The organism is Neorhizobium sp. AL 9.2.2 (genome assembly GCF_013317225.1).
Taxonomy (GTDB): domain Bacteria; phylum Pseudomonadota; class Alphaproteobacteria; order Rhizobiales; family Rhizobiaceae; genus Neorhizobium; species Neorhizobium soli.
The window spans coordinates 185,594-210,182 of the sequence record NZ_JAALXU010000007.1 but is presented as its reverse complement, the minus strand read 5'-3'; the positions used below and the strand labels follow the sequence as shown (position 1 = coordinate 210,182).

Annotated in this window: 18 protein-coding genes and 1 tRNA gene; 10 read left to right on the top strand and 9 right to left on the bottom strand. The window is 61.0% G+C overall.

From position 1 onward, the window contains the following. Positions 1-15: 15 nt before the first annotated feature. The 4 genes from G6K99_RS15925 to fdhD all read left to right on the top strand — a co-directional run bounded on the left by G6K99_RS15925 (position 16) and on the right by fdhD (position 4,739). Positions 16-1,515: an aldehyde dehydrogenase family protein gene (locus tag G6K99_RS15925; protein ID WP_174197126.1), complete on the top strand. Its 1,500-nt coding sequence runs from the start codon at positions 16-18 to the stop codon at positions 1,513-1,515. Between the two features lie 171 nt (positions 1,516-1,686). Beyond that, a complete protein-coding gene (locus G6K99_RS15920) occupies positions 1,687-2,811 on the top strand; it encodes a mandelate racemase/muconate lactonizing enzyme family protein (RefSeq protein ID WP_174197125.1) in 1,125 nt (374 codons plus the stop codon). A gap of 195 nt (positions 2,812-3,006) precedes the next feature. Continuing rightward, positions 3,007-3,891 carry a LysR family transcriptional regulator gene (locus G6K99_RS15915; RefSeq protein ID WP_062462554.1) on the top strand — a complete coding sequence of 295 codons (885 nt, stop codon included), beginning with the start codon at positions 3,007-3,009 and terminating at the stop codon, positions 3,889-3,891. Beyond that, complete coding sequence (gene fdhD / locus G6K99_RS15910) at positions 3,891-4,739, top strand: formate dehydrogenase accessory sulfurtransferase FdhD (RefSeq protein WP_092659348.1); 849 nt, start codon at positions 3,891-3,893, stop codon at positions 4,737-4,739. Before G6K99_RS15915 ends, fdhD begins: the two co-directional genes overlap by 1 nt. Positions 4,740-4,768: 29 nt before the next feature. Here the strand turns inward: fdhD and G6K99_RS15905 are convergent, their stop codons facing one another. The 5 genes from G6K99_RS15905 to G6K99_RS15885 form a co-directional block, all read right to left on the bottom strand. After that, a complete protein-coding gene (locus tag G6K99_RS15905) occupies positions 4,769-6,526 on the bottom strand; it encodes a PAS domain-containing methyl-accepting chemotaxis protein (protein ID WP_174197124.1) in 1,758 nt (585 codons plus the stop codon). A gap of 213 nt (positions 6,527-6,739) precedes the next feature. Then, on the bottom strand, positions 6,740-7,219 hold the full coding sequence (locus tag G6K99_RS15900) for a chemotaxis protein CheW (protein WP_062462566.1): 480 nt from the start codon (positions 7,217-7,219) through the stop codon (positions 6,740-6,742). Positions 7,220-7,514: 295 nt separating this feature from the next. Beyond that, positions 7,515-12,005: a translocation/assembly module TamB domain-containing protein gene (locus G6K99_RS15895; protein WP_174197123.1), complete on the bottom strand. Its 4,491-nt coding sequence runs from the start codon at positions 12,003-12,005 to the stop codon at positions 7,515-7,517. 17 nt (positions 12,006-12,022) lie between these two features. Continuing rightward, complete coding sequence (locus tag G6K99_RS15890) at positions 12,023-13,918, bottom strand: autotransporter assembly complex family protein (RefSeq protein WP_162734882.1); 1,896 nt, start codon at positions 13,916-13,918, stop codon at positions 12,023-12,025. A 213-nt stretch (positions 13,919-14,131) separates the two neighbouring features. Further along, positions 14,132-14,395 (bottom strand): glycine zipper domain-containing protein, encoded by a 264-nt coding sequence (locus G6K99_RS15885; RefSeq protein WP_062462576.1) that lies wholly within the window; start codon positions 14,393-14,395, stop codon positions 14,132-14,134. Positions 14,396-14,861: 466 nt separating this feature from the next. Between G6K99_RS15885 and hemA the strand changes: the two genes are divergently transcribed. Then, a complete protein-coding gene (gene hemA, locus G6K99_RS15880; RefSeq protein WP_062581729.1) occupies positions 14,862-16,076 on the top strand; it encodes a 5-aminolevulinate synthase in 1,215 nt (404 codons plus the stop codon). A gap of 129 nt (positions 16,077-16,205) precedes the next feature. Here the strand turns inward: hemA and dxr are convergent, their stop codons facing one another. Continuing rightward, the gene (gene dxr, locus G6K99_RS15875; protein WP_174197122.1) at positions 16,206-17,390 is read right to left on the bottom strand and encodes a 1-deoxy-D-xylulose-5-phosphate reductoisomerase; all 1,185 of its coding nucleotides are present in this window, start codon (positions 17,388-17,390) and stop codon (positions 16,206-16,208) included. 100 nt (positions 17,391-17,490) lie between these two features. Here dxr and G6K99_RS15870 point away from each other — a divergent pair, with 100 nt between their 5' ends. The 3 genes from G6K99_RS15870 (at position 17,491) to G6K99_RS15860 (ending at position 20,178) form a co-directional block, all read left to right on the top strand. Further along, positions 17,491-18,738 carry an FAD-dependent oxidoreductase gene (locus G6K99_RS15870; protein ID WP_174197121.1) on the top strand — a complete coding sequence of 416 codons (1,248 nt, stop codon included), beginning with the start codon at positions 17,491-17,493 and terminating at the stop codon, positions 18,736-18,738. Between the two features lie 148 nt (positions 18,739-18,886). After that, a complete protein-coding gene (locus G6K99_RS15865) occupies positions 18,887-19,423 on the top strand; it encodes a DUF2937 family protein (RefSeq protein ID WP_062462586.1) in 537 nt (178 codons plus the stop codon). Between the two features lie 377 nt (positions 19,424-19,800). Continuing rightward, the gene (locus G6K99_RS15860; protein WP_062461818.1) at positions 19,801-20,178 is read left to right on the top strand and encodes a DUF982 domain-containing protein; all 378 of its coding nucleotides are present in this window, start codon (positions 19,801-19,803) and stop codon (positions 20,176-20,178) included. A gap of 341 nt (positions 20,179-20,519) precedes the next feature. Here the strand turns inward: G6K99_RS15860 and G6K99_RS15855 are convergent. Both G6K99_RS15855 and G6K99_RS15850 read right to left on the bottom strand, forming a co-directional pair. Further along, positions 20,520-20,596, bottom strand: a tRNA-Arg gene (locus tag G6K99_RS15855). 55 nt (positions 20,597-20,651) lie between these two features. Beyond that, entirely contained in the window at positions 20,652-21,836 is a 1,185-nt protein-coding gene (locus G6K99_RS15850; RefSeq protein WP_113166672.1) for a M20 aminoacylase family protein, read from the bottom strand. Between the two features lie 182 nt (positions 21,837-22,018). On the opposite strand from G6K99_RS15850, the gene G6K99_RS15845 reads away from it, so the two are divergent. Continuing rightward, entirely contained in the window at positions 22,019-23,104 is a 1,086-nt protein-coding gene (locus G6K99_RS15845) for a D-alanyl-D-alanine carboxypeptidase family protein (protein WP_244474111.1), read from the top strand. Between the two features lie 30 nt (positions 23,105-23,134). After that, positions 23,135-24,304 (top strand): GTP-binding protein, encoded by a 1,170-nt coding sequence (locus G6K99_RS15840; RefSeq protein ID WP_174197120.1) that lies wholly within the window; start codon positions 23,135-23,137, stop codon positions 24,302-24,304. 45 nt (positions 24,305-24,349) lie between these two features. Here G6K99_RS15840 and G6K99_RS15835 read toward each other — a convergent pair whose 3' ends face one another. Then, complete coding sequence (locus G6K99_RS15835) at positions 24,350-24,586, bottom strand: sulfurtransferase TusA family protein (RefSeq protein ID WP_062461809.1); 237 nt, start codon at positions 24,584-24,586, stop codon at positions 24,350-24,352. Between the last annotated feature and the right edge of the window lie 3 nt (positions 24,587-24,589).

Genomic DNA, 24,589 nt, shown 5'->3' with positions numbered 1-24,589 from the left:
AACAGGGACACTCCGATGACCACGACCTATACCCGCGACTACTGGGAAAGCGCGCTTTCCACGCTCAAGCTTGAAGGCCGCCTCTTCATCGGGGGCGACTATCGCCGGGCACTATCAGGCGAGACGTTTACCCGTCCGCGCCCGATGGACGGCAAGCCGGGGACGCCGCTCGCGCGCGGCGTCGGCGCCGATATCGATACGGCGGTCGGTTCGGCCCGCGCCGCCTTCGAAAGCGGCGTCTGGCGAAAACAGGAGCCGCTCGAGAAAAAGAAGGTCATGCTCCGATGGGCCGAACTCATCCGCGCCCATGCGGAAGAGCTTGCGGTGCTCGAAACGCTCGATGTCGGCAAGCCGGTTCTGGCTTCGCTCAATGTCGATGTCCGCCTCTGCGCCGATGGCATCCAGTATTACGGCGAAATGATCGACAAGCAGTATGACGAGATAGCACCGACCGGCCCGAACGCCCGGGCCCTGGTGCGAAAAGTGCCGCTCGGCGTGATCGGGGTCATCACGCCCTGGAACTACCCGATGATCATCGATGCCTGGAAACTCGGCCCGGCGATCGCGGCCGGCAATAGCGTCGTCCTCAAACCGGCCGAACAGTCGTCTCTCTCGGCGCTCCGGCTTGCGGCACTGGCGGTGGAGGCCGGTCTTCCCCCCGGCGTGTTCAATGTCGTCACCGGCTACGGCGAAGAGGCGGGTAAGCCGCTGGCGCTGCATATGGATGTGGACATGATCGCGTTCACCGGTTCGACCGAAGTCGGCAAGCTGATCATGGGGTATGCAGCCCAATCCAACGTCAAGCGCGTGGCGCTTGAGCTCGGTGGCAAGTCGCCCATCGTCGTGTTCGAGGATGCAGACCTTGATGCCGCAGCATCTGCCGCCGCCTGGGGATGCTTCTACAATGCCGGCGAGACCTGCCATGCCTCGACCCGCCTTCTGGTGCAGCGCTCGGTTCAGGAGAAGCTGATCGCCAAGATTGAGGCGGTGACCGCAAGCGACATAGCGCTCGCGCATCCGTTCGAGCCTTCCTCCCAGATCGGCGCCCTGATCGACGAAGCGCATATGGAAAAAGTACTCGGCATGATCGCTGCCGGCGAGACGGAGGGTGCCAAACGTGTCTTCGGAGCCGAGCGGGTGCTTTCCGAAACGGGGGGCTTCTACATTTCACCCGGCGTCTTTATCGACATGACCAACGACATGAGCCTGGCGCGGCAGGAAATATTCGGCCCGGTGCTTGCCGTCATCCCCTTCGATACGGAGGAGGAGGCGCTGCGGCTTGCCAATGATACGATCTATGGTCTGGCTGGCGCGGTGTTTACCAAAGACATGGACCGCGCCCACCGCGTTTCGGAAGCGATCCATGCGGGCACCGTGTGGATCAACACCTATGACATGGCAAATTTCTCGACACCCTTCGGCGGCTTCAAGCAATCCGGTTTCGGACGCGACCGGTCGGTGCATGCGATCGACAAGTACTGCGACTACAAAACCATCTGGCAGCAGTTTGGGTAGGAAGGCCCCCTCTGGCCTGCCGGCCATCTCCCCCACAAGGGGGGAGAAGACTCGGGGCGGTCGCTCGTCCGGAATTGATCTCCGGGGGTGCCGTGGGGTTAAGGCCCTCCCTCATGTGGGGAGGGTGGGGAGGGGTCTTCGTCAGTCCGGCAATATCAGCGGAGGAAAGCCATGAGCCGTATCGTATCGATCGAGATCACCCACCACCGGCTGCCGCTCGATCCGGCTTTCAAGGCGAGCTGGGATGGCAGGCCGCGGCGGCATTTCGATGCCACCATCGTGCGCGTCAAGGACGACGAGGGCCGGGAGGGGATCGGGTCGGGCGACCTGATGAAGGGTTTCGAGGGTCACGAGGACCTGTTCATCGGCCAGGACCCACGTCATCTGGAGCGGCACTACGAGGTGCTCTCACATATCAACTTTCACTATGGCCGATGCTGGCCGCTGGATCTGGCGCTTTGGGATCTGTCGGGCAAGATCAATGGAGAGCCCGTCTGGCGCATGCTCGGAGGCCGCTCGGACAAGGTGCGTCTCTACGCATCCTCGGGCGTGCTGCGCGATCCCCAGGCGATGGCGGATCAGGCGGAGCGTTATGTCGAGGAAGGCTTCCCGGCCATGAAGGTGCGCTTCTCGTCCTCTGCCGGCGGACGGTCGAGCTGGCGGGATGACATCAAGGCGCTGGGAGCGATCCGTGCCCGCGTCGGCGATCGCTTGGAACTGATGGTCGACTGCAATCAGGGCTGGCGCATGCCCTGGGATACGACACTGCCATGGACGTTCAAGGATGCACTTGCGGTTGCGAAGGAACTGGAAAGGCTCGACATCTACTGGATGGAAGAACCGCTGTTCCGGTCCGACCGCAAGGGCATGCGAGCGTTGAAGGAGGCGACGTCGGTGAGGATCGCGGGCGGCGAGATGACCCGCGAGCTCTCGGAATTCCGCGATATCATCGAGGAGCGTGCGTTTGACGTGATCCAGCCGGATGTTGCGCTGGTGGGCGGCATTACCGGTTGCCGGCGGCTCGTCTATCAGGCGCGGGAGGCGGGGGTGACGTTTACGCCGCACAGCTGGACCAACGGAATCGGCGTGCTCGCCAACGCGCATCTGACTGCCGGCGTGGGGGATGCGCCTTTCCTCGAATACCCTTACGACAATCCGGAATGGAGCGGGGCGCGGCGGGATTATCCAATGGCTTCGCCGCTGAAGCACAGTCACGGCTGGCTGGAACTGGGCGATGCGCCGGGTCTCGGCATCGTGCTGGACGAGGATCGTCTCGCGTCAACCCGGATTGCCTGATCCCAGGCCGTCTGCACCCTGAGTTCGCAGAGCCTGCGGTCTACCAGTGTCGACCAACGAAGAGGTGATTGACGACGCCGAAATCTCCTGCGCATTCGATTTCTTTTGCCGCTATAAGTTGCCGGCAGAGTGATTTGATAGGATGTGGCGCCGGAAGTTCCGGCAGTTCAGAGCCATATCGTGTGGGAGCGGGCTTTGATCGACAAGCTGGAATTCTTCATTGCGCTGGCACGGGAAGGCCATTTCGGTCGCGCGGCCGAGGAATGCGGCATTGCCCAACCTTCCCTGTCGGCGGCGATCCGGCACCTCGAAGACAGTCTCGGCGTCCAGCTCGTGGTGCGCGGTTCGCGCTATCAGGGCCTGACGCCCGAGGGACAGCGCGTGCTGGAATGGGCAAAACGCATTGTGGGCGATGCCCGCACGATGCGCGAGGAAATGCGCGCCGCCCGCAAGGGTCTTGCGGGCCACATCCGTCTTGCCGTCATCCCGACGGCGCTTGCCATGGTGCCCAGCCTGACTGGACCCTTCCAGACCCGGTATCCGGATGTAACGTTTTCGGTCGTGTCCCGCACATCGCTGCAGATCCTGACACAGCTCGACAACTTCGAGATCGATGCGGGCATTACCTATCTCGACAACGAGCCGCTCGGTCGTGTCGTCAGCATTCCGCTCTATTCGGAAAGCTACAATCTTGTCACGGCCGACGGCACGCCGCTTTCCGACCGTAAACAGGTGACCTGGACCGAAATGGCCGGGTTGCAGCTCTGCCTTTTGACGCCAGATATGCAGAACCGCCGGATTATAAGCCAGCACCTCGCGGAAGCCGGCGTGACGGCGAGGCCGATGCTTGAATCCAATTCGATGGTCACGCTGCTGGCGCATGTCGGTACCGGTCGCTGGGCCAGCATCATGCCGCAGAACGTGGCCGAGTCCTTCGGTTTCTCGCAGAATATCCGCACCATTCCGATCGTGGAGCCGCATGTCAGCCATACGGTTGGTCTTGTCGCTCCGCATCGCGAACCCAATACGCCACTGGTTTCAGCGCTGCTCCACGAGGCGCGCCTGCTCGGAAAGTCCTGATGTCCACGTTGAATGATGAACACAAGGGCGGCATCGCGCCGACCGTTTCGCTGGCTGAAACGTCCTATCGCGATGGGCTCGTCAAGGAAACGAGCCGGTTCGTACCCGAAGAGGTGCCGATCGCCTTTTCCTACGGTGGCTCAACCCAGGCGGTGATGATGGGCACGCCTGCCGATCTCGAGGACTTCGCGGCCGGTTTCACGCTGACGGAAGGCATCATTGCTTCCATCGCCGAGATTGAAGGGATCGAGGTGCTCCAGGAGGGCGACGGTCTCGATGTTCAGGTCACGCTTGCCGAAGACAAGGAAGATGCTCTGCGCGCCAGACGACGCCATATGGCAGGACCCGTCGGCTGCGGCCTTTGCGGCATCGAATCGATCGAGCAGGCGATGCGTCCGGTGCCTGATGTCTCCGGTGTCGACATGCTTCTGTCAGCCGCCGACATTGCGCGTGCCAGCAACGCGCTCAACTCCGCCCAGCCGTTGCATGCCCAGACTCGCGCGGTTCACGGAGCCGGTTTCTACGTCCTCGGCGAGGGACTGGTTGCGGTGCGCGAGGATGTCGGCCGGCACAATGCGCTCGACAAGCTTGCGGGCGCCGTGATGCGCGCAGGCCGCACGGGCGCCGAAGGCGTCGTCGTCGTTACCAGCCGCATCTCGGTAGAAATGGTGCAGAAGGCCGCCATTCTCGGTGCCCCAGTCTTGATCGCCATATCGGCGCCGACCGCACTGGCCATCCGCACGGCAGACGCCGCAGGCATGACCCTTGTCGCACTCTCACGCGGCGAGGATTTCGAGATCTTCACGCATCCGCACCGGATCCGTTTCGAGCCAGCCGAGGTTGCCTGAACGCCGCCCCGGCTGCTCTTGAGGGTGTCTCAGAAATCTTCCCAGCCACCGGCGGTTTTCAGATTGCCTTGGACCATGCGCAGCGGCGCCACGTTGCCTGCTGCCGGCATATAGTTCGACTCCGGCCTGCGGACCTGGGAGGTGACGGAGCCGATATCGAATTGGCTGAGCAGAGCCTTCAGGCTATCGGCCTCGTTGGCCAGTGAATAGCTGGCAGCGGTGGTTTCTTCCACCATCGCGGCGTTCTTCTGGGTCGCCTGGTCCATGTGATTGACCGCGCTGCTGATCTCTCGCAGGCTGGTTGCCTGTTCGCGGGATGCCTCGACGATCGCGCCGACATTTTCATGGATGCTTGCCACCTGCACGAGGATTTCCTGCAGTGATCGGCCAGTACGCCCGACCAGTTCGACACCGCTGGAGACCTGATGTGCCGAGGTGTTGATCAGAGTCTTAATTTCCTTGGCGGCCTTGGCCGAACGCTGAGCGAGTTCGCGCACTTCCTGAGCAACCACGGCAAATCCCTTGCCCGCTTCACCCGCGCGCGCCGCCTCGACACCGGCGTTCAGGGCCAGGAGGTTGGTCTGGAAGGCGATGTCGTCGATTACACCGATAATGTTGTTGATCTCGTTCGACGATGCGGCGATCTCGTCCATCGCCGAAATGGCACTGCGCACGACAAGGCCGGATTGCTCGGCATTTTCCTTGGTGGCCCTGACCTGCTTGCCGGCCTCGTCGGCGCGGCTGCTGGAATCGGTGACGGTGCGCGTCACCTCCTCAAGGGCTGCTGCGGCCTGCTCAAGTGCGGCTGCCGCCTGCTCGGTGCGCTTTGCGAGCTCTCCAGATGCGTCACGGACTTCGGTTGAAGCCGCGGCAATACCGGCTGCATTCTGCGCCACGGTGCGCATGGCATCGGTCAGCTTGGCGGCGACCTCGTTGAAGTCGCTTCGGGTGGTTTCCATGCTCGGCACGAAGGGCGTATCGAGTGCCTGGTCAAGCTTGCCGTCCGCGAGATTGCGCAGGCCTTTGCTCAGCATGCCGATTGCGTTCATGCGCGGCGTCACGTCGGTTGCAAACTTGACGACCTTCGTGACCTTGCCGTTGAGATCGCGGATCGGGTTATAGGCGGCCTGGATCCAGATCTCGCGGCCACCCCTTCCGTAGCGGACAAACTCGTCGGCAATGAACTCGCCTTCCGACAGCTTCTTCCAGAATTCCGCATAGGCAGGTGACGCCGCATAGCCAGGCTCGCAGAACATCCGGTGGTGGCGTCCCTTGATCTCGGCCAGATCGTAGCCGACAGCGTTGCAGAGATTTTCGTTGGCGTCGAGGATTTCGCCCTGTGGTGTGAATTCGATGACGGCCTGCGACCGGCTGATCGCCGAAAGCTTGCTCGCGTCATCGGCTGCCTTCAGCTTCGTGGCCGTGATATCGGTCGCGAACTTGATGACCTTGTATGGTTTGCCGTTGCGCATGACCGGGTTGTAGGAGGCCTGGATCCAGATTTCCCCGCCTGATTTGGTGATACGCTTGTACTCCCGCGCCTCGAACTTGCCGGCAGCGAGGTCTTTCCAGAAAGAGCGGTATTCGTCGGACGCAACGAAAGCGGGCTCGCAGAACATGCGGTGATGCTTGCCTTTTATTTCTGCGAGCGTGTACCCCAGCGCCTGGCAGAAATTCTCGTTGGCATCCAGGATGGTGCCGGTCAGATCAAATTCAATAACGGCCTGCGAACGCGATATGGCGTCGAAGATCCGCGCCATATCCCCGGCTTTACCCAATCCCAGCATGATGATCCCCTTGCCGCGCCGCGTCGGACACTTGGCTGCGTACCTTTGACGCCTTTTCCCAACAGCGGGATGGTCGTCGCCCCGGGGTAATATTAGAAGGCATAAATATTAAAAAGTGGTGGATGAAACCGGATTGTGAGCAAGTATTACGAAGCAAACGACAAAGGCCGCATGACTTAGTCATGCGGCCTTTGTTCAAATCGCGGGGATGGTTTAGGCAGCGAGTTCTTCTACTTCGGTGCCCTTGAACATCTTTGACAGGTTGAGGAAGCAGATCATGCCGTTTTCGTTGGCGATGATGCCTTCCGAGAATGACTTGTCGAACGAAGCGGAGACTTCCGGAACCGGCTGAACCGTGTTTGCGGGAATGGTCAGGATGTCGGACACGCGATCGACCAGCATGCCGATGACCATGTTATGCACCTCGGCGACGACGATCGCGCTCCGCTCGTTGGCGACAGTGCTCTTCATGCCCAGCTTGAAGGCCAGATCGATGATCGGGATGACGGATCCGCGCAGGTTCATGACGCCGATGACGTCGGCCGGTGCATGCGGGAGCGGTGTCGACGGGGCCCAACCGCGGATTTCGCGGATGGTGGTGGTCTTCACGCAGAACTCCTGATCGTGAAGGCGGAAGGCGATGATCTCAAGCGTATCGCCACTGTAAGTCTTCGAGTTGATCGTCGCGGACATCAAAGTTCTTCCCGGTTCGTGCAGGCCTTTACGGCGACAGCGGCAGGTCCGGTTCAAGGCTTTCAGCTGGCGCTGCTGACCTTTCCGCAACGGTGCTGCAAACCGTATGGCAAGTTTCAATTCGCTAACTGTATGCGAAGAGTATTTCGCAATTCTAAACTTGCTCACCAGTTCGCTAATGTTCTGGCATGTCTCCGCAGGCAGGGCAGCTCTTGCTGCGCCCGGTTGCCGGCCACGTTCGGGGCAGTCGGATGTTTCCCGTCTGGTGGGCTGTGGGTGGCTCTACGTCACCTGGTCAGTATTCTTTTTCGTAGAATACGCCTGCGGTGCCGCCTTCGCTGCCGGCGCCGGCCTTCAGCTTGACGCCACGCCCGACATCCAGATTGATGGTGGCCTGAGCGCCGTTCTGGCCGCCCTGCTCGACCTGGAAGTAGGTGCGCTTGTTGATGTAGCGCCCCACCGATACCGTCGTCTGGCCCGTATCGTCTGTGCTGATGTCGAGGTCATCGACGCCGAGGTTACTGCGCAGCTTTTCGAGCAGCGACGTCGAGCCCCCGCCGGCAAGCTGGGTCACGGCATCGGCCAGCTGTGCAATCTGCAGCGGCGACAGACGCGACATCGATTGGTTGAAGATCAGTCGTGCCAGAACCTCGTCCTGCGGCAGGGCAGGGGCGGAGGAGAAGGAAATCGTCGGATCGTTGGCAACGCCGGTAATGTTCACCGTGATCGTCGTCTGGCCGGAGCTCGTGTTTGCTTCCATGTCGAGGATCGGTACCAGACCGCCGCCGAAGGTGATCTTGCCTTCGGTAAAGTCCAGCCGCTTTGACAGGATGACAATGCGGCCTCTACGCATGTCGAAGCCACCGGAAATGACAGGGGTGACTGCGTCGCCTCTGATCGTCAGGTCGCCGCCGAGCTCGGCGTCGATACCGCGGCCTCGCACGAAGATACCGTTCGGTGCCAGGATCTGCAGGTCGAGCGCGATCGGTTCGCTGGCGCCCTTTGCGCTTTTCGGCCGGATTTCCTCCATCTGGCGCACAACGTCGCGTGGGGCGTTGCGGTGGTGGATATCGATCGATGACAGTGATGACGGAAGCCGGGCCGGCACGGTGATTGCAGCCTTGGTCAGCGACACCTTGCCCTTCAGCGCCGGGCCCGACAGCAGCGGGCCGTTGATCGTGAGATCTCCGTCAGCGGTGACCGCAAACAGGTTTCCGTCCGCATAGCTCGCCTTGTTGAGGACGATGCGCAGATCGGCCGGAAAGCCCTCGGTCGTCTCTACGGAGCCTGTCACGGCGACGGTGCCGCCGCTTGCAAGCGTTCCGCCCAGCCGCTCGATCGTGGCGCGGGTGCCGTCGAGCCGAACGTTGAGAGCGAGATTGTTGATGGCGAGATTGCGCCTTGCATCGACGAACTTCGCCCCTGAGGAGGTGACGCTGCCTGAGAGAAGCGGTGCCTTGGCCGTTCCGCGAATGCCGAGATCGACATTGCCGGTGCCTGTCAGCACGAACCCCTGAGCGGCAAGTTGGCCCGCGAGTATGGAAAACGGAAAGCGCCCATCGAATTTGAGGTTCAGCGCCTTGTCGCCTTCGAGCGAGACAGCGCCGCCACCGGTGAGCGAAATACCGCCGCCGCCGGTAAGACCGAGGTCGACGGTTACGCGCGTACCCTCATAGGTACCCTTGGCAGTCACATCCACCGAAGCAACGCCTGCGGATGTCGACTGGCTGACGGAGGCGTTCGCCCAACGCAGATCGTAACGAACGGCCGGCGCCTGGGGACTTCCGGTTGCCACCACGGTCCCGGAGATCGCGCCTTTTGCGCCGAGGCCCGGTACGAAGGCATTTGCGAGACTGGCCGGGACAGATCTGGCCCTTGCATTGATGTCGAGCGCCGGCGCGCCGTCGGCGTTGAGGATCACGCGTCCGTCGGCGGTCAATTCGAGACCATCGGATCCCGTGAGACGGGTGCCGTCTAGTGTGACTGTACGGTCGGCGAAGCTTCCGGCAGCCTGGAGTCGAAAGGGTGCGATGCCAGCGTCGCGCATCTGGCGAAGCTGTGCATCACTCCATTCCAAATCATATTTGATCGCCGGGGCAGAGGTCGTGCCCGTTGCATTGATCGTGCCGGAAATGACGCCGGCTGCATTGATCGAGGGTACGAACGTGTTGATCAGGCTGGCCGGCAGGGACGTGATCTTGGCGGAAAGATCAAGCGCCGTGCCGGCGATCCCGTTCAGAGACAGATGGCCGTTGCCGGTGGCAATGGTAAAGTCGGTAAACCGCGCGTTGCCGTTCTCGACAACGATCCGGGTTGGGGCAGCGAGGCGCACGGGGATCTTGCGTGGCGTCGCATTGAAGCTGTTGATCTCGACAGCAAGCCCGTCCGCGGTCTGGATCGCGCCGGCACCCTCGAGTGGCGCATTGTCGTAGGTTGCGGACAGCTTGAAGTCTGTCGTCGTGCCACCGTGGGTGATACCCAACTGCATGTTATCGATGACGTTGGTGCCGCTGCCGATGCGCGCCGCACTGATCGAACCGGCAGCCGCAATCGCCTTCAGGTCCGGGATCGTCAGGTCGACCTTGGGTTGGGTGATCTCGATAGCACCTCGCTTCAGCAAGGAACCTTCGGCCTTCACGACAGCGCTCGCCTTGCCGTCGACATTGGCAAAGGTCGCCGAACCGCGAAGGTCGCCTTGCGCCTGCTGGGCTGCGAGTGCGGCAAGAAGTGCCACATCGGGGAAGTTGAAGGTGACTTCGCCGGTGGGAAGGAATTCCGGCGAGAAGGTCAGTGCGCCGTTCAGGCGGTTCGGGCCGATTTCGGCGACGATATTGGGGGCAGACGTCTGGCCGTTCGCCGACTGCACATCGGCATTGATGCGGATCGGCTGGCTGTCCAGAGTGCCCTTGGCGACGATCGTGCCCTGCGGCGCCTGTGGATTGGCGGTGCCATTGATCGTGAAGCTCAGATCTTCGAGCTTGCGGCCTACGAGCCTTGCCTCGGCGGAGTTGACGACGGCCTTGACGGCCAGTGCCGTGGTGGGGCCGCTGGTGGTGATGTCAAAGCCTGCGGCGCCTTCGGCGTCCGGCAGCCAGCGCTTGATGTCCGGAAGGCGTCCGGCAAGGTGGCTGACCAGCGTGCCGTTCTCATAGAGCACGTTGCCGCGGGCTTCGAGTGCGTTCGATTTCAGCGTGACGTTTTCCAGGCTGATGCGGTTTGCCGAGGAGGCGTCGACATAGCCTTCGGCGGCAATTGCGCCCTCAAACTTCGGTGCCAGCGACGGCGGCAGGACCGAGGCATTGGTCGAAATGCGGAAATTGCCTGTGACTGTCTGCTTCGACGTATCGAATGCGCCGCTGACCGTACCGCTGATGCCGGCGCTTTCGAGCGTCGCTGCATCCAGGCCGATGGCCGGTGGTGCCAGCCGAAGTGGTGCGTCGAGCGTCAGCGGCCCGCGGATCACACGGTTGAGGTCGGGATTGACGAAGCTCATCTGACCAATCGTGAGGCGGCTGCGGATGCTGCCGGCCCGTTGGATGAGGTCGAGATCCTCGCTTTCAGCCTGTAGCCGCACCTGGCCGAACCGGCCTTGCGGAAGCTCTGCGGAATTCAGCGCTGCCGTCGCATTGAAACGAGCAGAGGCTGCGGCGCCGGTTAGGGTGAAATTGATCGTATCAATGGAGAAGCGGCTCTCCTGGCCGTTGATCGGCCACGCGATCGAGACCGGGCCCTTGGTGCCGGAAACGCCGGCCGTCAGGCTGTTGTCGCCGTTCGGGTCCCATGCGCCCTTGGCGGTAATCTTCACGGCGCCGGAGGTGAGGTCGCCGCGCTGGATGTCGACGCGACCCGAAGGCGCGTAGATGGCGGCGACATTGATGTCCGTTGTACCTTCGACCAGCGACCGGAAGGCTGGCGGCATCAGCGTTGCAAGCTGGCCGCCACCGATGATTTCCACGCGGTGGGCGCCGTTGTCGACCAGGACATGTTTGCCGTCCACGGAGATGACAGGTGCGCCATCGACATTGCCGACGAGACGGCCGGCCCAGTTCGAGAGAGGTCCTTCGCCATCCAGCCCCAATGCGACGGCAGGAGCGCCGGGAAGGCGCAACAGGCGGGCGAGCAGTCCGCCCTGCGGTTCGGAGACCGAGGCCTTCAGCTGCAGGCGGTTTTCCGACGGTGCGTAGACGATATCTGCGGATGCCTTCGCATCCATCTCGTCCTTGCGGGTTGCTTCTAGCTTGAGCGAGATGTTGGGGCCGGTCGCATCGATCGAGCCCTTCACCGACAGCGCAAAATCGCGTCCGGAGAGGGCCTGCGACAGGTTGATATCCGGCAGATCTATCTGCGCGACCCGAATGCCGACCGGCAGCGGCGAGCCGGACGACTTTGTCGTGCTCTGCGTCGTTATGGTCGCATCCGGCTGCGGCGGACGAATGAAGTTCACGGTCGTTGCGGAAACCCGGTCTGCGCGGAAGACGCCGGAGACCAGTGCCGATGGCGACCAGTCGACCTCGATGCCGCCGATTTCGGCATAGGCACCGTCCTTGTCCGACAGCGTCAGGCTGTCGATGCGCAGATCACCCGACAGCAGACCTTCCGGTCGAGAGAAACTGACCTTGCGGTCCGGGGTGGACACCAGCGCCGAGATCCGCTCTGCCGCAATGTTTCCGCCGAACGGCGTCAATGCAACGAACAGGACGACGCCGAGCGCCATGACGAAAAGGACCCCGACCGCGGCAATCGCGGCCTTGAAGACCCATCTCAGCAGGCGAACGAAAAGCGTCATGCTGGCAACTTTACCTTTCAGAATGCCTGGCCAATGCCGGCATAAATTCCATACTGGCTACCGTCGTCATAGCGTCGCAACGGAAGCGCGACGTCCAGCCTGATCGGCCCGAAAGGAGTGGCGTAACGCAACCCGATCCCCGCTCCAGCTCTTATATCAGAAAAATCGGGCACGATTTCGGTCGAAACCGTACCGACGTCGAGAAACGGTACGATGCCGATGCTATCTGACACTTTTACGCGCATTTCAAAAGAGGCCACAGTGTAGGATCGTCCGCCCAGCGCTTCGTCATCGCCGTTATAAGGCGAAATTTCGCGATAGGAATAGCCGCGCACCGATCCGCCGCCGCCGGCATAAAAGCGCCTGGTGGCTGGGATGTCCTGCAGCTCGTCGGCGCCGACCAGCGTCCCCGCACTCAGCTTGCCTGCAAACACGACCCGATCCTCTGCACCCAAACCGAGATACCCGGAAATCGAGCCCTCGAAAGACGAGAAAATGCTTTGATTGAAGAACTCATAACTAGGCTTGGCGGAAAGCGTTGCGCGGTAACCTTCGGTTGGGTCCAGTTTGTTGTCACGCGCGTCGCGTTCGAAGCCGACAGGCACGCTGAACGTCAGGTACTCATTCTTCCCGAAGGCATCGTCGGCGAGAATATACGCGACTTCACCGCCGGCGGTGAGCTTGTCGGTGTCGTTGAGTTCGTAGGAAAAGCCGGCCGAATAGGCGATCGACTGCGCGTCGTAGATATCGTCTGGATTTTCGCTCTTGGCTTCCAGGCGCGATTCGAACGTTGCCTCAGGCACGGGAAAGCCCGGCTTGGTAAAGACGATACCGGCGGAATAGTCGAATGTGGTGACGTCGGTCGTTGCGCCGATGCCGGAAACCTTGCCTTCCACGCGCAGCGATTCGGCCTGGCCAAACAGATTGCGATGCCCCCAGTAACCCGAGAGACCCGCTCCATCGAGCGAAGAGTATTCGGCACCAAAGCCGAAATACCGCTGCTTGCCGTCCGAAACCTCGATCATCAGCGGCAGCGATCCATCCGGCGCAAGGGCATCGGATTCCTGAATCGTGACGCTCGAAAACACACCGAGCTCGCGCAGCCGGTCATTGGCCTTTTTCAGCTGCACCGGTGAATAGCGGCCACCCTTGTCGAGGCGGGAATAGCGTTTGATGAAGGCTGGGTCGACTGTGCGCGAGCCTTTGACCGTGACCATGCCGAACGGTGCGATTGGGCCCGAGATGGCGCCAAGCACGACATCGACCGTGTTGGTGCGATGGTCGGCGGTCACCTGCCGTTCGGTCAGCTTGGCAAGCGGTCGACCTTCTGCCTTGACGTCGACCAGCAGCTTTTCGCCGGCCTTCAGAATCACGCGCGAACCAGCTTCGCCGCCAGGCTCCAGATCGTAGTCCGCGGGGTTGCGACCGGCCGCATCCTTGTCGAACCGTACCGAGCCAAGTTTGAAAACCGGACCGGGTTCGATCTGAACCGTCACGGGAACGGGTGATGAGTGGTCGAAGGTGGGGTTGGGTGGCAGCGCGTCGATATCCGTTCCGGCAACAGAGATACGGACGACCCCACCATACCGGGCTTCTTCGTAGAGAACAGCAACCAGGCGGTCCCGGTCTTCGCGGGCCTTGATGACGATGCCAAGGTCACCGGATACAGGCTCGTCCTTGTCGGCGATCAGCGATGCCGCGGTTTCCAGGCGATCCTTGAGTTTCTTGTCCGCATCACCGGCTTCCAGAGTCGCGTCGTAGCGGACCGGGTCGATCACCTCGACCTTGTCCTCGTCGTCGCCAAACAGTGTAATGCCGAAAAGCTTGAAAGCGTAGGCGCTCTCGATGAGCGCAGGCGAACAAAGAAGGGCGGCCGCAATCGCTGCGACGGAACCGGTCCTCCGGTAATTCATCTTCTTCCGCCCGCTGCTTACGTTCTGCATACGCTAACTTATTGCCGACTTATCACCGCCCCGGCCATCATGACCAGCTCCTGGTCTTGTGTAGCCGCAAATTGTTTAACGGGGTACCCCCGTCTCGTCGATAAGTATGTCTTCATAAATGAAAAGGCCCTGGAGCATGCTCCAGGGCCACAGTCTTGCGGAGCTCGTCGAGCGCCGCTCCGATTAGTAACGGCGCGGGCAATCGTCGATGTAGCGACGGCCGTAGCGATCGCGATAATAGCACTGGCCCGGCTGTTCCGACACGTTGCCGATGACCGCACCGGAAACGCCGCCGATGGCTGCGCCAACGGCTGCGCCGCGGACGTTACCGGTGACTGCGCCGCCAATGATGGCGCCGGATGCAGCGCCGATACCGGCACCCTTTTCAGTCGCGGTGCAGCTCGCGAGAGATGCGCCGAGCACGAGAAGCATCAAAGCCTTTTTCATGAATTCCTCCTGAGTAGTTCCTGCCGGTTGATTGTGTCCGGCGAAACCCTTGCAGGTGCGCACGCCGGGCTTTTGTGCATCCGATGAACAATAGGCCGGCTCTTCAAATAGTCCATATAAGCAAGACACATTCTGATCTCATTCTTCGATGGCTGTGGCAAAAATCCGCTTTCAGTCGGGTTTCGCCGGTATGAAATGGGGATTGATCGGCTGGCCGACTTGGGGAATGATGAGAAGGTGGGGGAAGTCGCATCACGCCAGATCGAGCCGATTGTTCGGAAAGTCTTTCGTCTTTTCGGGGTCGCCTGACTCGTAACGATTTTGGCAGATTTCAATGGTAGTTTCGCTTCATTGGAATTGTTCCCAAAAATCGGACTTTTCGCCGCAGGTCGGGGCAAATTGACCTATTCGGGCTTGACGCATGGCGAAACCGGACCCAAAACCGGGGTAGGTTCTGGAGTGTGACATGGATTTCGAGGCATTTTTCAAAAGCGAACTGGACGGACTTCATTCGGAAGGCCGCTACCGCGTGTTCGCCGATCTCGAGCGGCATCGCGGAAGTTTTCCGCGCGCGACGCGTCATACGCCCGAGGGACCGAGAGAGGTTACCGTCTGGTGTTCCAACGATTATCTCGGCATGGGCCAGAACCCGGCCGTGATCGAGGCCATGCACGAGGCCATTGATCACTGTGGCGCGGGTGCGGGAGGCACCCGGAATATTTCTGGCACCACCCACTACCATGTTCTTCTGGAGCAGGAGCTCGCTGACCTTCACGGCAAGGAATCCTCGCTCGTGTTCACGTCCGGATATATCTCCAACTGGGCGACGCTGGGTACGCTTGGCCAGAAGATCCCCGGTCTGATCATTTTTTCCGACGCGTTGAACCATGCCTCGATGATCGAGGGCATCCGCTATGCCAAATGCGACCGGGTGATCTGGAAGCATAACGATCTGAACGATCTGGAAGCAAAGCTTGCGGCAGCCGATCCGAAGGCGCCCAAGATGATCGCGTTCGAGAGCGTCTACTCGATGGACGGCGATATCTCGCCGATCAAGGAGATCTGCGATCTTGCCGACAAATACGGTGCGATGACCTATCTCGACGAAGTTCATGCGGTCGGGATGTACGGCCCGCGCGGCGGCGGCATTGCCGAACGCGAAGGCCTCATGGACCGTCTGACGATCATCGAAGGTACGCTTGGCAAGGCTTTCGGCGTCATGGGCGGCTATATCGCGGCATCAACGGCGCTGTGCGACTTCATTCGTTCGTTCGCATCCGGTTTCATCTTCACCACGGCTTTGCCACCGACACTTGCGGCCGGCGCGATCGCTTCGATCCGCCACCTCAAGGCAAGCCCGTTCGAGCGCGTGCGTCACCAGGATCGCGTCAAGAAGCTGCGGATGATGCTTGATCAGCAGGGCATCCCGCATATGCACAACCCAAGCCATATCGTGCCTGTCATGGTCGGCGATGCGGCCAAGTGCAAGTGGATCTCCGACATCCTTCTCGACACCTGCGACGTCTATGTCCAGCCGATCAACTATCCGACGGTTGCGAAAAAGACCGAGCGCCTGCGCATCACACCGACGCCGCTGCATACGGATGCGGATCTGGAACATCTGGTCAGCTCGCTGCATCAGCTGTGGTCGCGCTGCGCATTGGCACGCCAAGTCGCCTGACACGACGTTTGCCTCATCCCCGTGCGTGTCACGGGGATGCCGGGCGCTCCAAGTCGCCCCGTCTTCACATCACGCAATGAACTTGTCTGATCACGCGGCCGTCCCGCCGTAGCCGATGGCTTTGGGCGCTTAGGCGGCCATTTCCCGTTGGTCGATGATTTCGTCGGCACGGCGGCGTGCTTCAGCGTCTGCTGCAAACACGGCATCCATCGTTGTGGCAGCGTGACCCATCATCGCGTCCATCACGTCTTCGACCACATCCGCCATGGTGAGGAAGCCGATCCTGCCGGCGCAGAAGGCATGAAATGCCATCTCTTCCGCGGCATTCATGATCGCGCCCTGCGCGCCGCCGCGCTCCAGCGCAGTGCGGGCGAGCCTGAGTGCCGGAAACCGAACCTCGTCCGGCGCCTCGAAATCCAGCCGTGCGAGCTTGGCGAAATCGAGCCTCTCTACATTCAGCTTCGGCCGTTCGGGATAGGTCAGCGCATAGCCGATGGCGGTGCGCATATCCGGACTGCCGAGCTGTGCAATGACTGATCCATCCTGGTAACCCACCATGGAATGAATGATGGATTGCGGATGCACGATCACCTCGATCTGGTCGGGCCTGATATCAAACAGGTGCTTCGCCTCGATGATTTCAAGCGCCTTGTTGAACATCGAGGCGCTGCCGATCGAGATCTTCAGTCCCATGGACCAGTTGGGATGGGCGCGGGCAACCTCTGCCGTGACGCCGGCCATCTCCTCGCGGCTCCATGTCCGGAACGGTCCGCCGGACGCGGTCAGAACGATGCGTTCCACCGCATGGTGCTGGTCGTCTTCCAGCGACTGGAAGATCGCGCTGTGCTCACTGTCGACCGGGATCAGTCGACCGCCGCCCTCGGCCACCGCCCGAACGAAGAGTTCGCCGGCGGAAACCAGGCACTCCTTGTTGGCAAGGGCGATGTCTGCTCCGCGCTCCGCAGCAGCAAGCGTCGGCGCAAGGCCGGCAGTCCCGACGATTGCCGCCATCACCAGGTCGGATGGTCGTGCACCCGCTTCGATCAGCGCCGCGCGTCCTGCCGCGACCTCGATCCCGGTGCCTGACAGTGCCGATTTCAGCGCGTCGTAATGGGCATCATCGGCGGTTACGGCCAGCGCTGCACCGCAGGCTATCGCCTGCTCGGCCAGCAATGTGACATTGGCGTTGCCGGTAATTGCCACGACATCGAATGCGTCGCGCCCGCCAAGCTGGCTCACGACATCGAGCGTGTTGACGCCGATCGAGCCGGTGGAACCAAGAATGCTGATGCGACGCTTGCCGGTTTCGGCCATGGTATGTCCTGTCTTTACGGTGACCGCTGGTCTAAAAGAGAAAGCGGCGGCTCACAAGTGTAAGCGCTCAACTCCGAACTTTCGAAGAGCCCGGTAGGTCATGACGGATATGCAGACGATCGAGACCCAGACGATCGAAACCCAGAAGATCGAAACCCAGTGTGTCATCGCCGGGGCAGGGCCGGCGGGCCTGATGCTGGGCTTTCTTCTGGCGCGGGCCGGCGTCGATGTGGTCGTGCTCGAAAAGCACGCGGATTTCCTGCGCGATTTCCGTGGCGATACCATCCATCCCTCGACGCTGGAAGTGATCACAGAGCTCGGCCTGATCGACGACTTTCTGGCACTGCCGCACACAAGGGCGCCAAAGCTTTCCGCGCAGATGGGCGGCGAGACGATCACCATGGCGGATTTCTCCCGTCTCCCGGTCAAGAACCGTTTCATCGCCTTCATGCCGCAATGGGATTTTTTGAATTTCATGGCAAGGCAGGCGCAAAGCTATCCCAATTTCAAGCTGATCATGGATGCCAAGGTAACCGGGCTCATTGAGGAGAAGGACGCAATTGCCGGCCTCTGCGTCGAAACGCCGGATGGTCCGCTGACCATCCGCTCGCAACTCGTCGTCGGGGCCGATGGCCGCAATTCCATCATCCGGGACAAGGCCGGCCTCACCGTCGAAAGCTTCGGAGAGCCGAGCGAAGTCCTGTGGATGAAGCTTTCCAAGCAGAAGGATGATCCGAACGAGGTGATGGGGCATGCCGGTCCAAGCCAGGGTCTGGTGCTGATCGACCGGGGTGACTACTGGCAATGCGGCTATGTGGTCCGTCGCACGACCTATGCAGACATCCGCGAAAAAGGCATCGAGGCTTTTCGTCAGCGAGTGGTGGATGTTTCGCCGCTTCCGGCCGCGCGGATGGAGGAGATCTCCTCGTTCGACGACGTCAGCCTTTTGACCGTGCGGATCGACCGGCTGACACAATGGTGGCGCAGCGGCCTGATCTGCATCGGCGATGCGGCCCATGCGATGTCGCCGATCGGCGGCGTTGGCGTCAACCTTGCCATCCAGGATGCGGTGGCGACGGCAAACATTCTGGCAAAGCCGCTGCGGGAAAACAGGCTCTCGGATGCGGATCTCGCGGCCGTGGAAAAGCGCCGCAGCTTTCCGACGCGCGCCACGCAGAAACTGCAGCTGATGATGCGCTCGAGCCGCCGCAGCGATGAGGGCGATGCGCAAAAACGCAAAGGCCCGCCCGCTTTTATCCGCGGCATCGCCCGCTTTCCGCTTCTCGCCCATCTCTCGGGACGACTGATGGGCCTCGGCTTCCGTATGGAGCATGTCCGCAAGACCTGAACCGTTCGCCGTGGGTTTTCAGATCGACGAGGTCGGCGCAGCGGGTAAAGCGCAACTTTGAGGCGCCTCAAAATGCCACCAGTATTCCTGCCCGCAACCTTTCCAGGTATCTCCCGTTGTGAAAGGGGTCCACGAACGGGGTGATGCGATGCTGATGTTCGGACGAATGCTGACGATGGCTGCAGCGATACTGGGCGGCCTCTTTTTCTCTCAGGCGCCCGAGTTTGCCCAGCAATACCGCCAGCGCATCGGCGGCGCGCTCGATGAGCTGAAGGTGATGATCACCCAGTTCGACACCCAGGCCAACCACCACGGTCTTGGCCGGCAAGAAGCGCTCAACGTCTATTCGAGCTCGCCGGAAACCTTCCTGCGTGACCAAGGCGACACGATGCGCGGCATCTTTCAGCGTTACGAGACTTTGCTGACGCAGCAGGATGAACTGATCAAGGCCTCGCTGCCGATCAAGCCATTCGTGGTGATGCGCAACGCCGACCCAATGACCTTCACCAATACCTGGCGCGACTACGTGCCGGCGGTGCCGATCGACGCCGCAGGCCTCATCTGGGCCGGCGGCGGCTTCTTCGCCGGCTGGCTGCTCGCCGGCATTCTCGGTTTTGTGCTCAAGGGGGCGACCCGCCCATTTCGCACAAACCGCGGCAGCAAGCAGGCCACGCCGCAAGTATAGACGAGGAGGGTGCGGAATTGGTGATTCCGAATGGACGGCGAAATCTCCGAGAACGTAATCCCGGGAACACGGAATTTTCGTAGGGAGAAACGCGACATCCTTCCGACAGCGCGCGTTCTCAGCCACGGGAGCGGCCTTCGGGAAATGAAAGGCGTGGCGCAGTATGTAGACATCGTGCACTGGTATAAGAGTTTGGCCTGCTAGCGCCACACGTTGGCCAAGTACCCGCTTTCTATAGGTATCGACCTCAAGTCGATCTCGTACGGTGGCGCCGATCTACTACATCGCCAGGTCTTCGTTCCCACACGACAGTCACCAGCCCCGCTCAAGTATTGCTCGCTAAATTAGCTCTACTTGCGGATTGGGCGAGCATAGCCATGGCTGAATGGGATAACGTCGTCACCATCGAGTTGCGGGGGGAAACCAAGACCTTTGTGCGTATCAAAAGCACGAAGGAGGCGGCGAAGTATTTGATCGAAGCGTGGCCGGGTTCCCGGGACGCAGCTTACCATGATGCCGTGGTCGCCTGCGCTGGAGCATTGAGGGGCCTCACGAACGAAAGACGCGTTGTCGAAGTGCTGTGTAAGGCGGCTTCGTCGTCCAACCTGATCGCTTACGACAGCATCGATGCTTTCGAGGCAGAGATGATCAGCGCAATCAGAATGGCCTTGGACACCGATCTTCAATCTTGTCTCGAGGCAACGTTAAATAAATTCGAGCTAAACAGTATAAATTTCGTCGAAGTCGGGATTTAGTTGATCCGCTGTTTGATGAATTTTGCAGGCGCTCTATTGTGTGTTGAAAGAGCCATGCGAAAATTCAAGCCTGGCCAAAATCGAGACGTTGAGCATGGCCGCAGCAAAGCAGTTACGATGGCTTGGGTCGAAGCAAATCCTTTGCAACTACGAGTTCTCGCCACGGTTCTGAGTTTGCGTATTTCGACGGTAGCGGATGGTTGTGGTGCTGAGCTGTTTTTACTGTGCAGCAACGCATCACGTCGCGGGTAACGGCTGAGCGAACTCGGACGTAATCAGCCAGCGAATGATCAGTTTGTGGGAACGCGGGAACGCGGACGTCCCATAAGTCCTGCAAATAATGGTGATCCCAATTGGATTCGAACCAATGGCCTCAAGATTAGGAATCTTGCGCTCTATCCTGCTGAGCTATGGGACCACTCGGCAAAACCCATACAAAAGGTGATGCGTTTAGCCAAGTGTTTTTCTGCGGGTTATGGTGACAGGCGCTGCTCCGTGAGCTTGACCCAGTAGGAGATGCCGTAGGCGAGGGCTTCGTCGTCGAAGTCGTAGTTGGGGTTGTGCAGCGCTGCCGTATCGCCGTTGCCGATGAAGATGAAGGCGCCGGGGCGGCGTTTTAGCATGAAGGCGAAGTCTTCGCCGGCCATGGTCGGTTCGACGTTGGCATCCACATTGGCGGCGCCGACGATCGATGAGGCGACGCCGATTGCGTGGTCGGTCTCGCTGTCGTGGTTGGAGGTGACAGGGCATTTGCGCTCATAGTCGATCGACCAGCCGGCGCCGTGGGCGCTTGCCAAGCCTTCGACGATCTGGCGGATGCGGTTTTCGGCGAGATCGCGGGTGTCCTCGTTCAGCGTGCGCACGGTGCCCATGATGATCGCGTTGTCGGGGATGATATTGTGTGTCGTTCCGGCATCGAAGCGGGTCACTGATATCACCACCGACTGGACGGGGTCCGCATTGCGGGCGGCGATTGCCTGCAGGCTGCCCACCAGCTGCGAGCCGATGAAGATCGGGTCGATCGTCTTGTGAGGCTGGGCCGCGTGGCCGCCGCGACCCTTGATGGTGATGGTGAAGCGGTCGGGTGCGGCCATGATGCCGCCCTTGCGGATGGCAAACTGGCCGACCGGAATGCCCGGCATATTGTGCATGCCGTAGACTTCGTCGATGCCGAAGCGCTCCATCATGCCGTCTTCGATCATCGCCAGCGCGCCGGCGCCGCCTTCTTCGGCGGGCTGGAAGATCAGCGCCACGGAGCCTTCGAAATTGCGGGTTTCGGCAAGGTATTTTGCAGCACCCAGCAGCATGGACGTGTGCCCGTCATGGCCGCAGGCATGCATCTTGCCAGGGGTTTTCGAGGCCCAGGTCTTTCCCGTGAGTTCGGTCAGCGGCAGCGCGTCCATGTCGGCGCGCAGACCGATCGTGCGTCCACTGCTCCCTGCGCCTGAGCCCGCGGCGCCCTTGCCCCTGATGATGCCGACAACGCCGGTGCGGCCGATGCCGGTCGCGACCTCGTCGACGCCGAATTCCTTCAGCTTAGCGGCTACGAAGGCTGCGGTCTCAACGACGTCATAGAGGATTTCGGGGGTCTGATGGAGGTGTCGGCGCCATTCGCTGACTTCGCCTTGAAGTTCGGCGGCTCGGTTCAAGATGGGCATTCGGATTTCCTGTCGCTGCTGCTGTTCATAAGGTTGTGACCCATCCTCCCGAAGGGAGTGTGCCTCGCCTGATTGACGTAATCAATCATCTTTGCCATTGCTTGGCCACAGTGGCCACATATGCGCCAAACGTTTCGGGCCTCCAATTCCGGCTCCAGCGACGAGGAACGCTCTTGTCATTCTTGCATCTGAAATCCGCGACCGCCGTTCGGGTGGTCTCCGCCATTGCGGCACTAGGCCTCCTCGTTTCCGCCGGCAGCGCTGCGGCCAATCCGCGGCTGATCGTCGATGTGAAGAGCGGGCGGGTCATCGCCCATCAGGATGCGTTCCTGAAATGGTATCCGGCTTCGCTGACCAAGCTGATGACGGCCTATGTCACCTTCAAGGCGATCAAAAGCGGCCGTCTTTCGCTCGAAACCCAGGTGGTGATGAGCAAGAAGGCGACGGACCAGCCGGCCAGCAAGATGTATTTCAAACCGGGCACGCGGCTGACGCTCGACAATGCGATGAAGATCCTTCTCGTCAAGTCTGCCAACGATATCGCCGTGGCCGTCGCCGAAACGGTGGGTGGCTCGCTCGACCAGTTCGTGGAAATGATGAATTCCGAAGCGCAGGGGCTCGGCATGGCATCGAGCCATTTCATCAATCCGCATGGCTTGCCGGGCAAGGGCCAGTTTACCACGGCGCGCGATCTCGCCGTGCTGACGCTGGCGCTGAAGCGGGAATTTCCGCAGTACCAGAGCTATTTCTCGCTGGAAGGCATCGATACCGGCAAGAAGCAGTATCCGAACTTCAACACGCTGATCGGCCGCTTTGATGGGGCCGACGGCATGAAGACCGGTTTCATCTGCGCCGCCGGCTTCAACCAGATCGGCTCGGCCACCCGCAACGGCCGCACGGTGATTTCGGTCGTGCTCGGGTCCGACAGTCTCGCCGGCCGGGCGGATGATACTGCGAACCTTCTGCAGCAGGGGCTCACCTCCCAGGCAAACGAAGGCGTGCCGCTCGCGTCGCTGCCGCCATATGGAAACACGGCCGAGGTGAACGATGTCAGCGCCGAGATCTGCAATCCGAAGGCTGCCAAAGTCCGCAGTGAAAATCGCGACGATGCCGGGCGCACCGTTCTGCATTCGCCCTATATTCACGAGATGACGCGCCCGCCGCAATATGCGGTGACAAGCCTTATCCTCGGCGGCGAAGACGTGCCGGATGCCAATACGGGCACAAAGTCCGTGCCGATCCCGCAGCCGCGCCCAGCCAATCTCTAAAAAGCTGGCTGAACTTTAAGGTACCAAAACATGTCCTTTAGCGGTCGCATTCCGGTTTCCATCCTCACCGGCTTTTTAGGGGCGGGCAAGTCCACGCTTCTCAACCGGATCCTGAAGGATCCGGCCGCCAGCAACACGGCCGTCATCATCAACGAATTCGGCGATGTGAGCATCGACAATTTCCTGGTCGAAAGCTCGGGCGATGCATTGCTCGAGCTTTCCAACGGCTGCCTGTGCTGCACCGTGCGCGGTGAGCTGATCGATACGCTCGCCACGCTGATGGACGGCGTGCAGACCGGGCGGCTGAAGCCGATCCACCGGGTGGTCATCGAAACGACAGGCCTTGCCGATCCGGCGCCGGTCATGCAGTCGGTCATGGGCAATCCCGTCATCGCGCAGAATTTCGAGCTCGACGGCGTCGTCACCGTCGTTGATGCGGTCAACGGCATCTCGACGCTCGATCGTCATCCGGAAGCGGTCAAGCAGGCCGCGGTCGCCGACCGGCTGGTTCTCTCCAAGCTTTCCATGTCGAGCCCGAAGGAGATCGACGCGCTCCGGGCCCGGCTGCGCGCGCTCAACCCGCGGGCACCCATCGTCGATGGCGATGACGAAAGCACCGGTGCCGCCGCGATCCTCGTCAACGGGCTCTACGATCCGGAAACAAAGATCGCCGATGTCGGCCGTTGGTTGCGGGAAGAGGTGGCGCACGATCACGCGCATGAGGCTCATGGGCACGGGCACGATGGGCACGGGCACGACCATCACGACCATAAGCACGATCCCCATGATCACGGCGACCATCATCACGATGTAAACCGGCACGGCGCCAACATCCGCTCCTTCTCGATCGTCCACGACAAGCCGATCGAGCCGATGGCGCTCAGCATGTTCGTGGATCTGCTGCGCTCGGCGCATGGCGAAAAGCTTCTGCGCATGAAGGCGATCGTGGCGATGTCCGATAATCTCGAGCGTCCGCTGGTGCTGCACGGCGTGCAGAGCATTTTCCATCCGCCGGAACGGCTGGCGAAATGGCCTGAAGGCTCCGATCGTCTGACGCGCATGGTGCTGATCACCCAGGATCTGCCGGAGGCGTTCGTGCAGGATCTTTTCGCGGCCTTCACGGGCAAGCCGCAGATCGATCGTCCGGATCGTGCGGCGCTCGAAGACAATCCGCTGGCCGTGCCGGGCATGCAGTTCTAAGGCTGCATCGCCAGTTCCAATTTTCGATTTGATGCTGTTGCGGAATCAACCCTTGCGGATCACGAACCTGTGGCCCGTCTCGGTCCGCTCGGACGAGAGCAGGACGTGGCCGTCCTGGCTGCAGAAATGCGGGATATCGATGCCTGCAAGCGGATCGGTGGTTTCCAGGGTAAGAGACGCGCCCGTCTCCATGGACTTCAGACGCTTGCGGGTCTTCAGCACGGGCAGGGGGCATTTCAGCCCGCGAAGATCATAGGTCTCTCCGAGGGCTTCCCCAGGCACTGG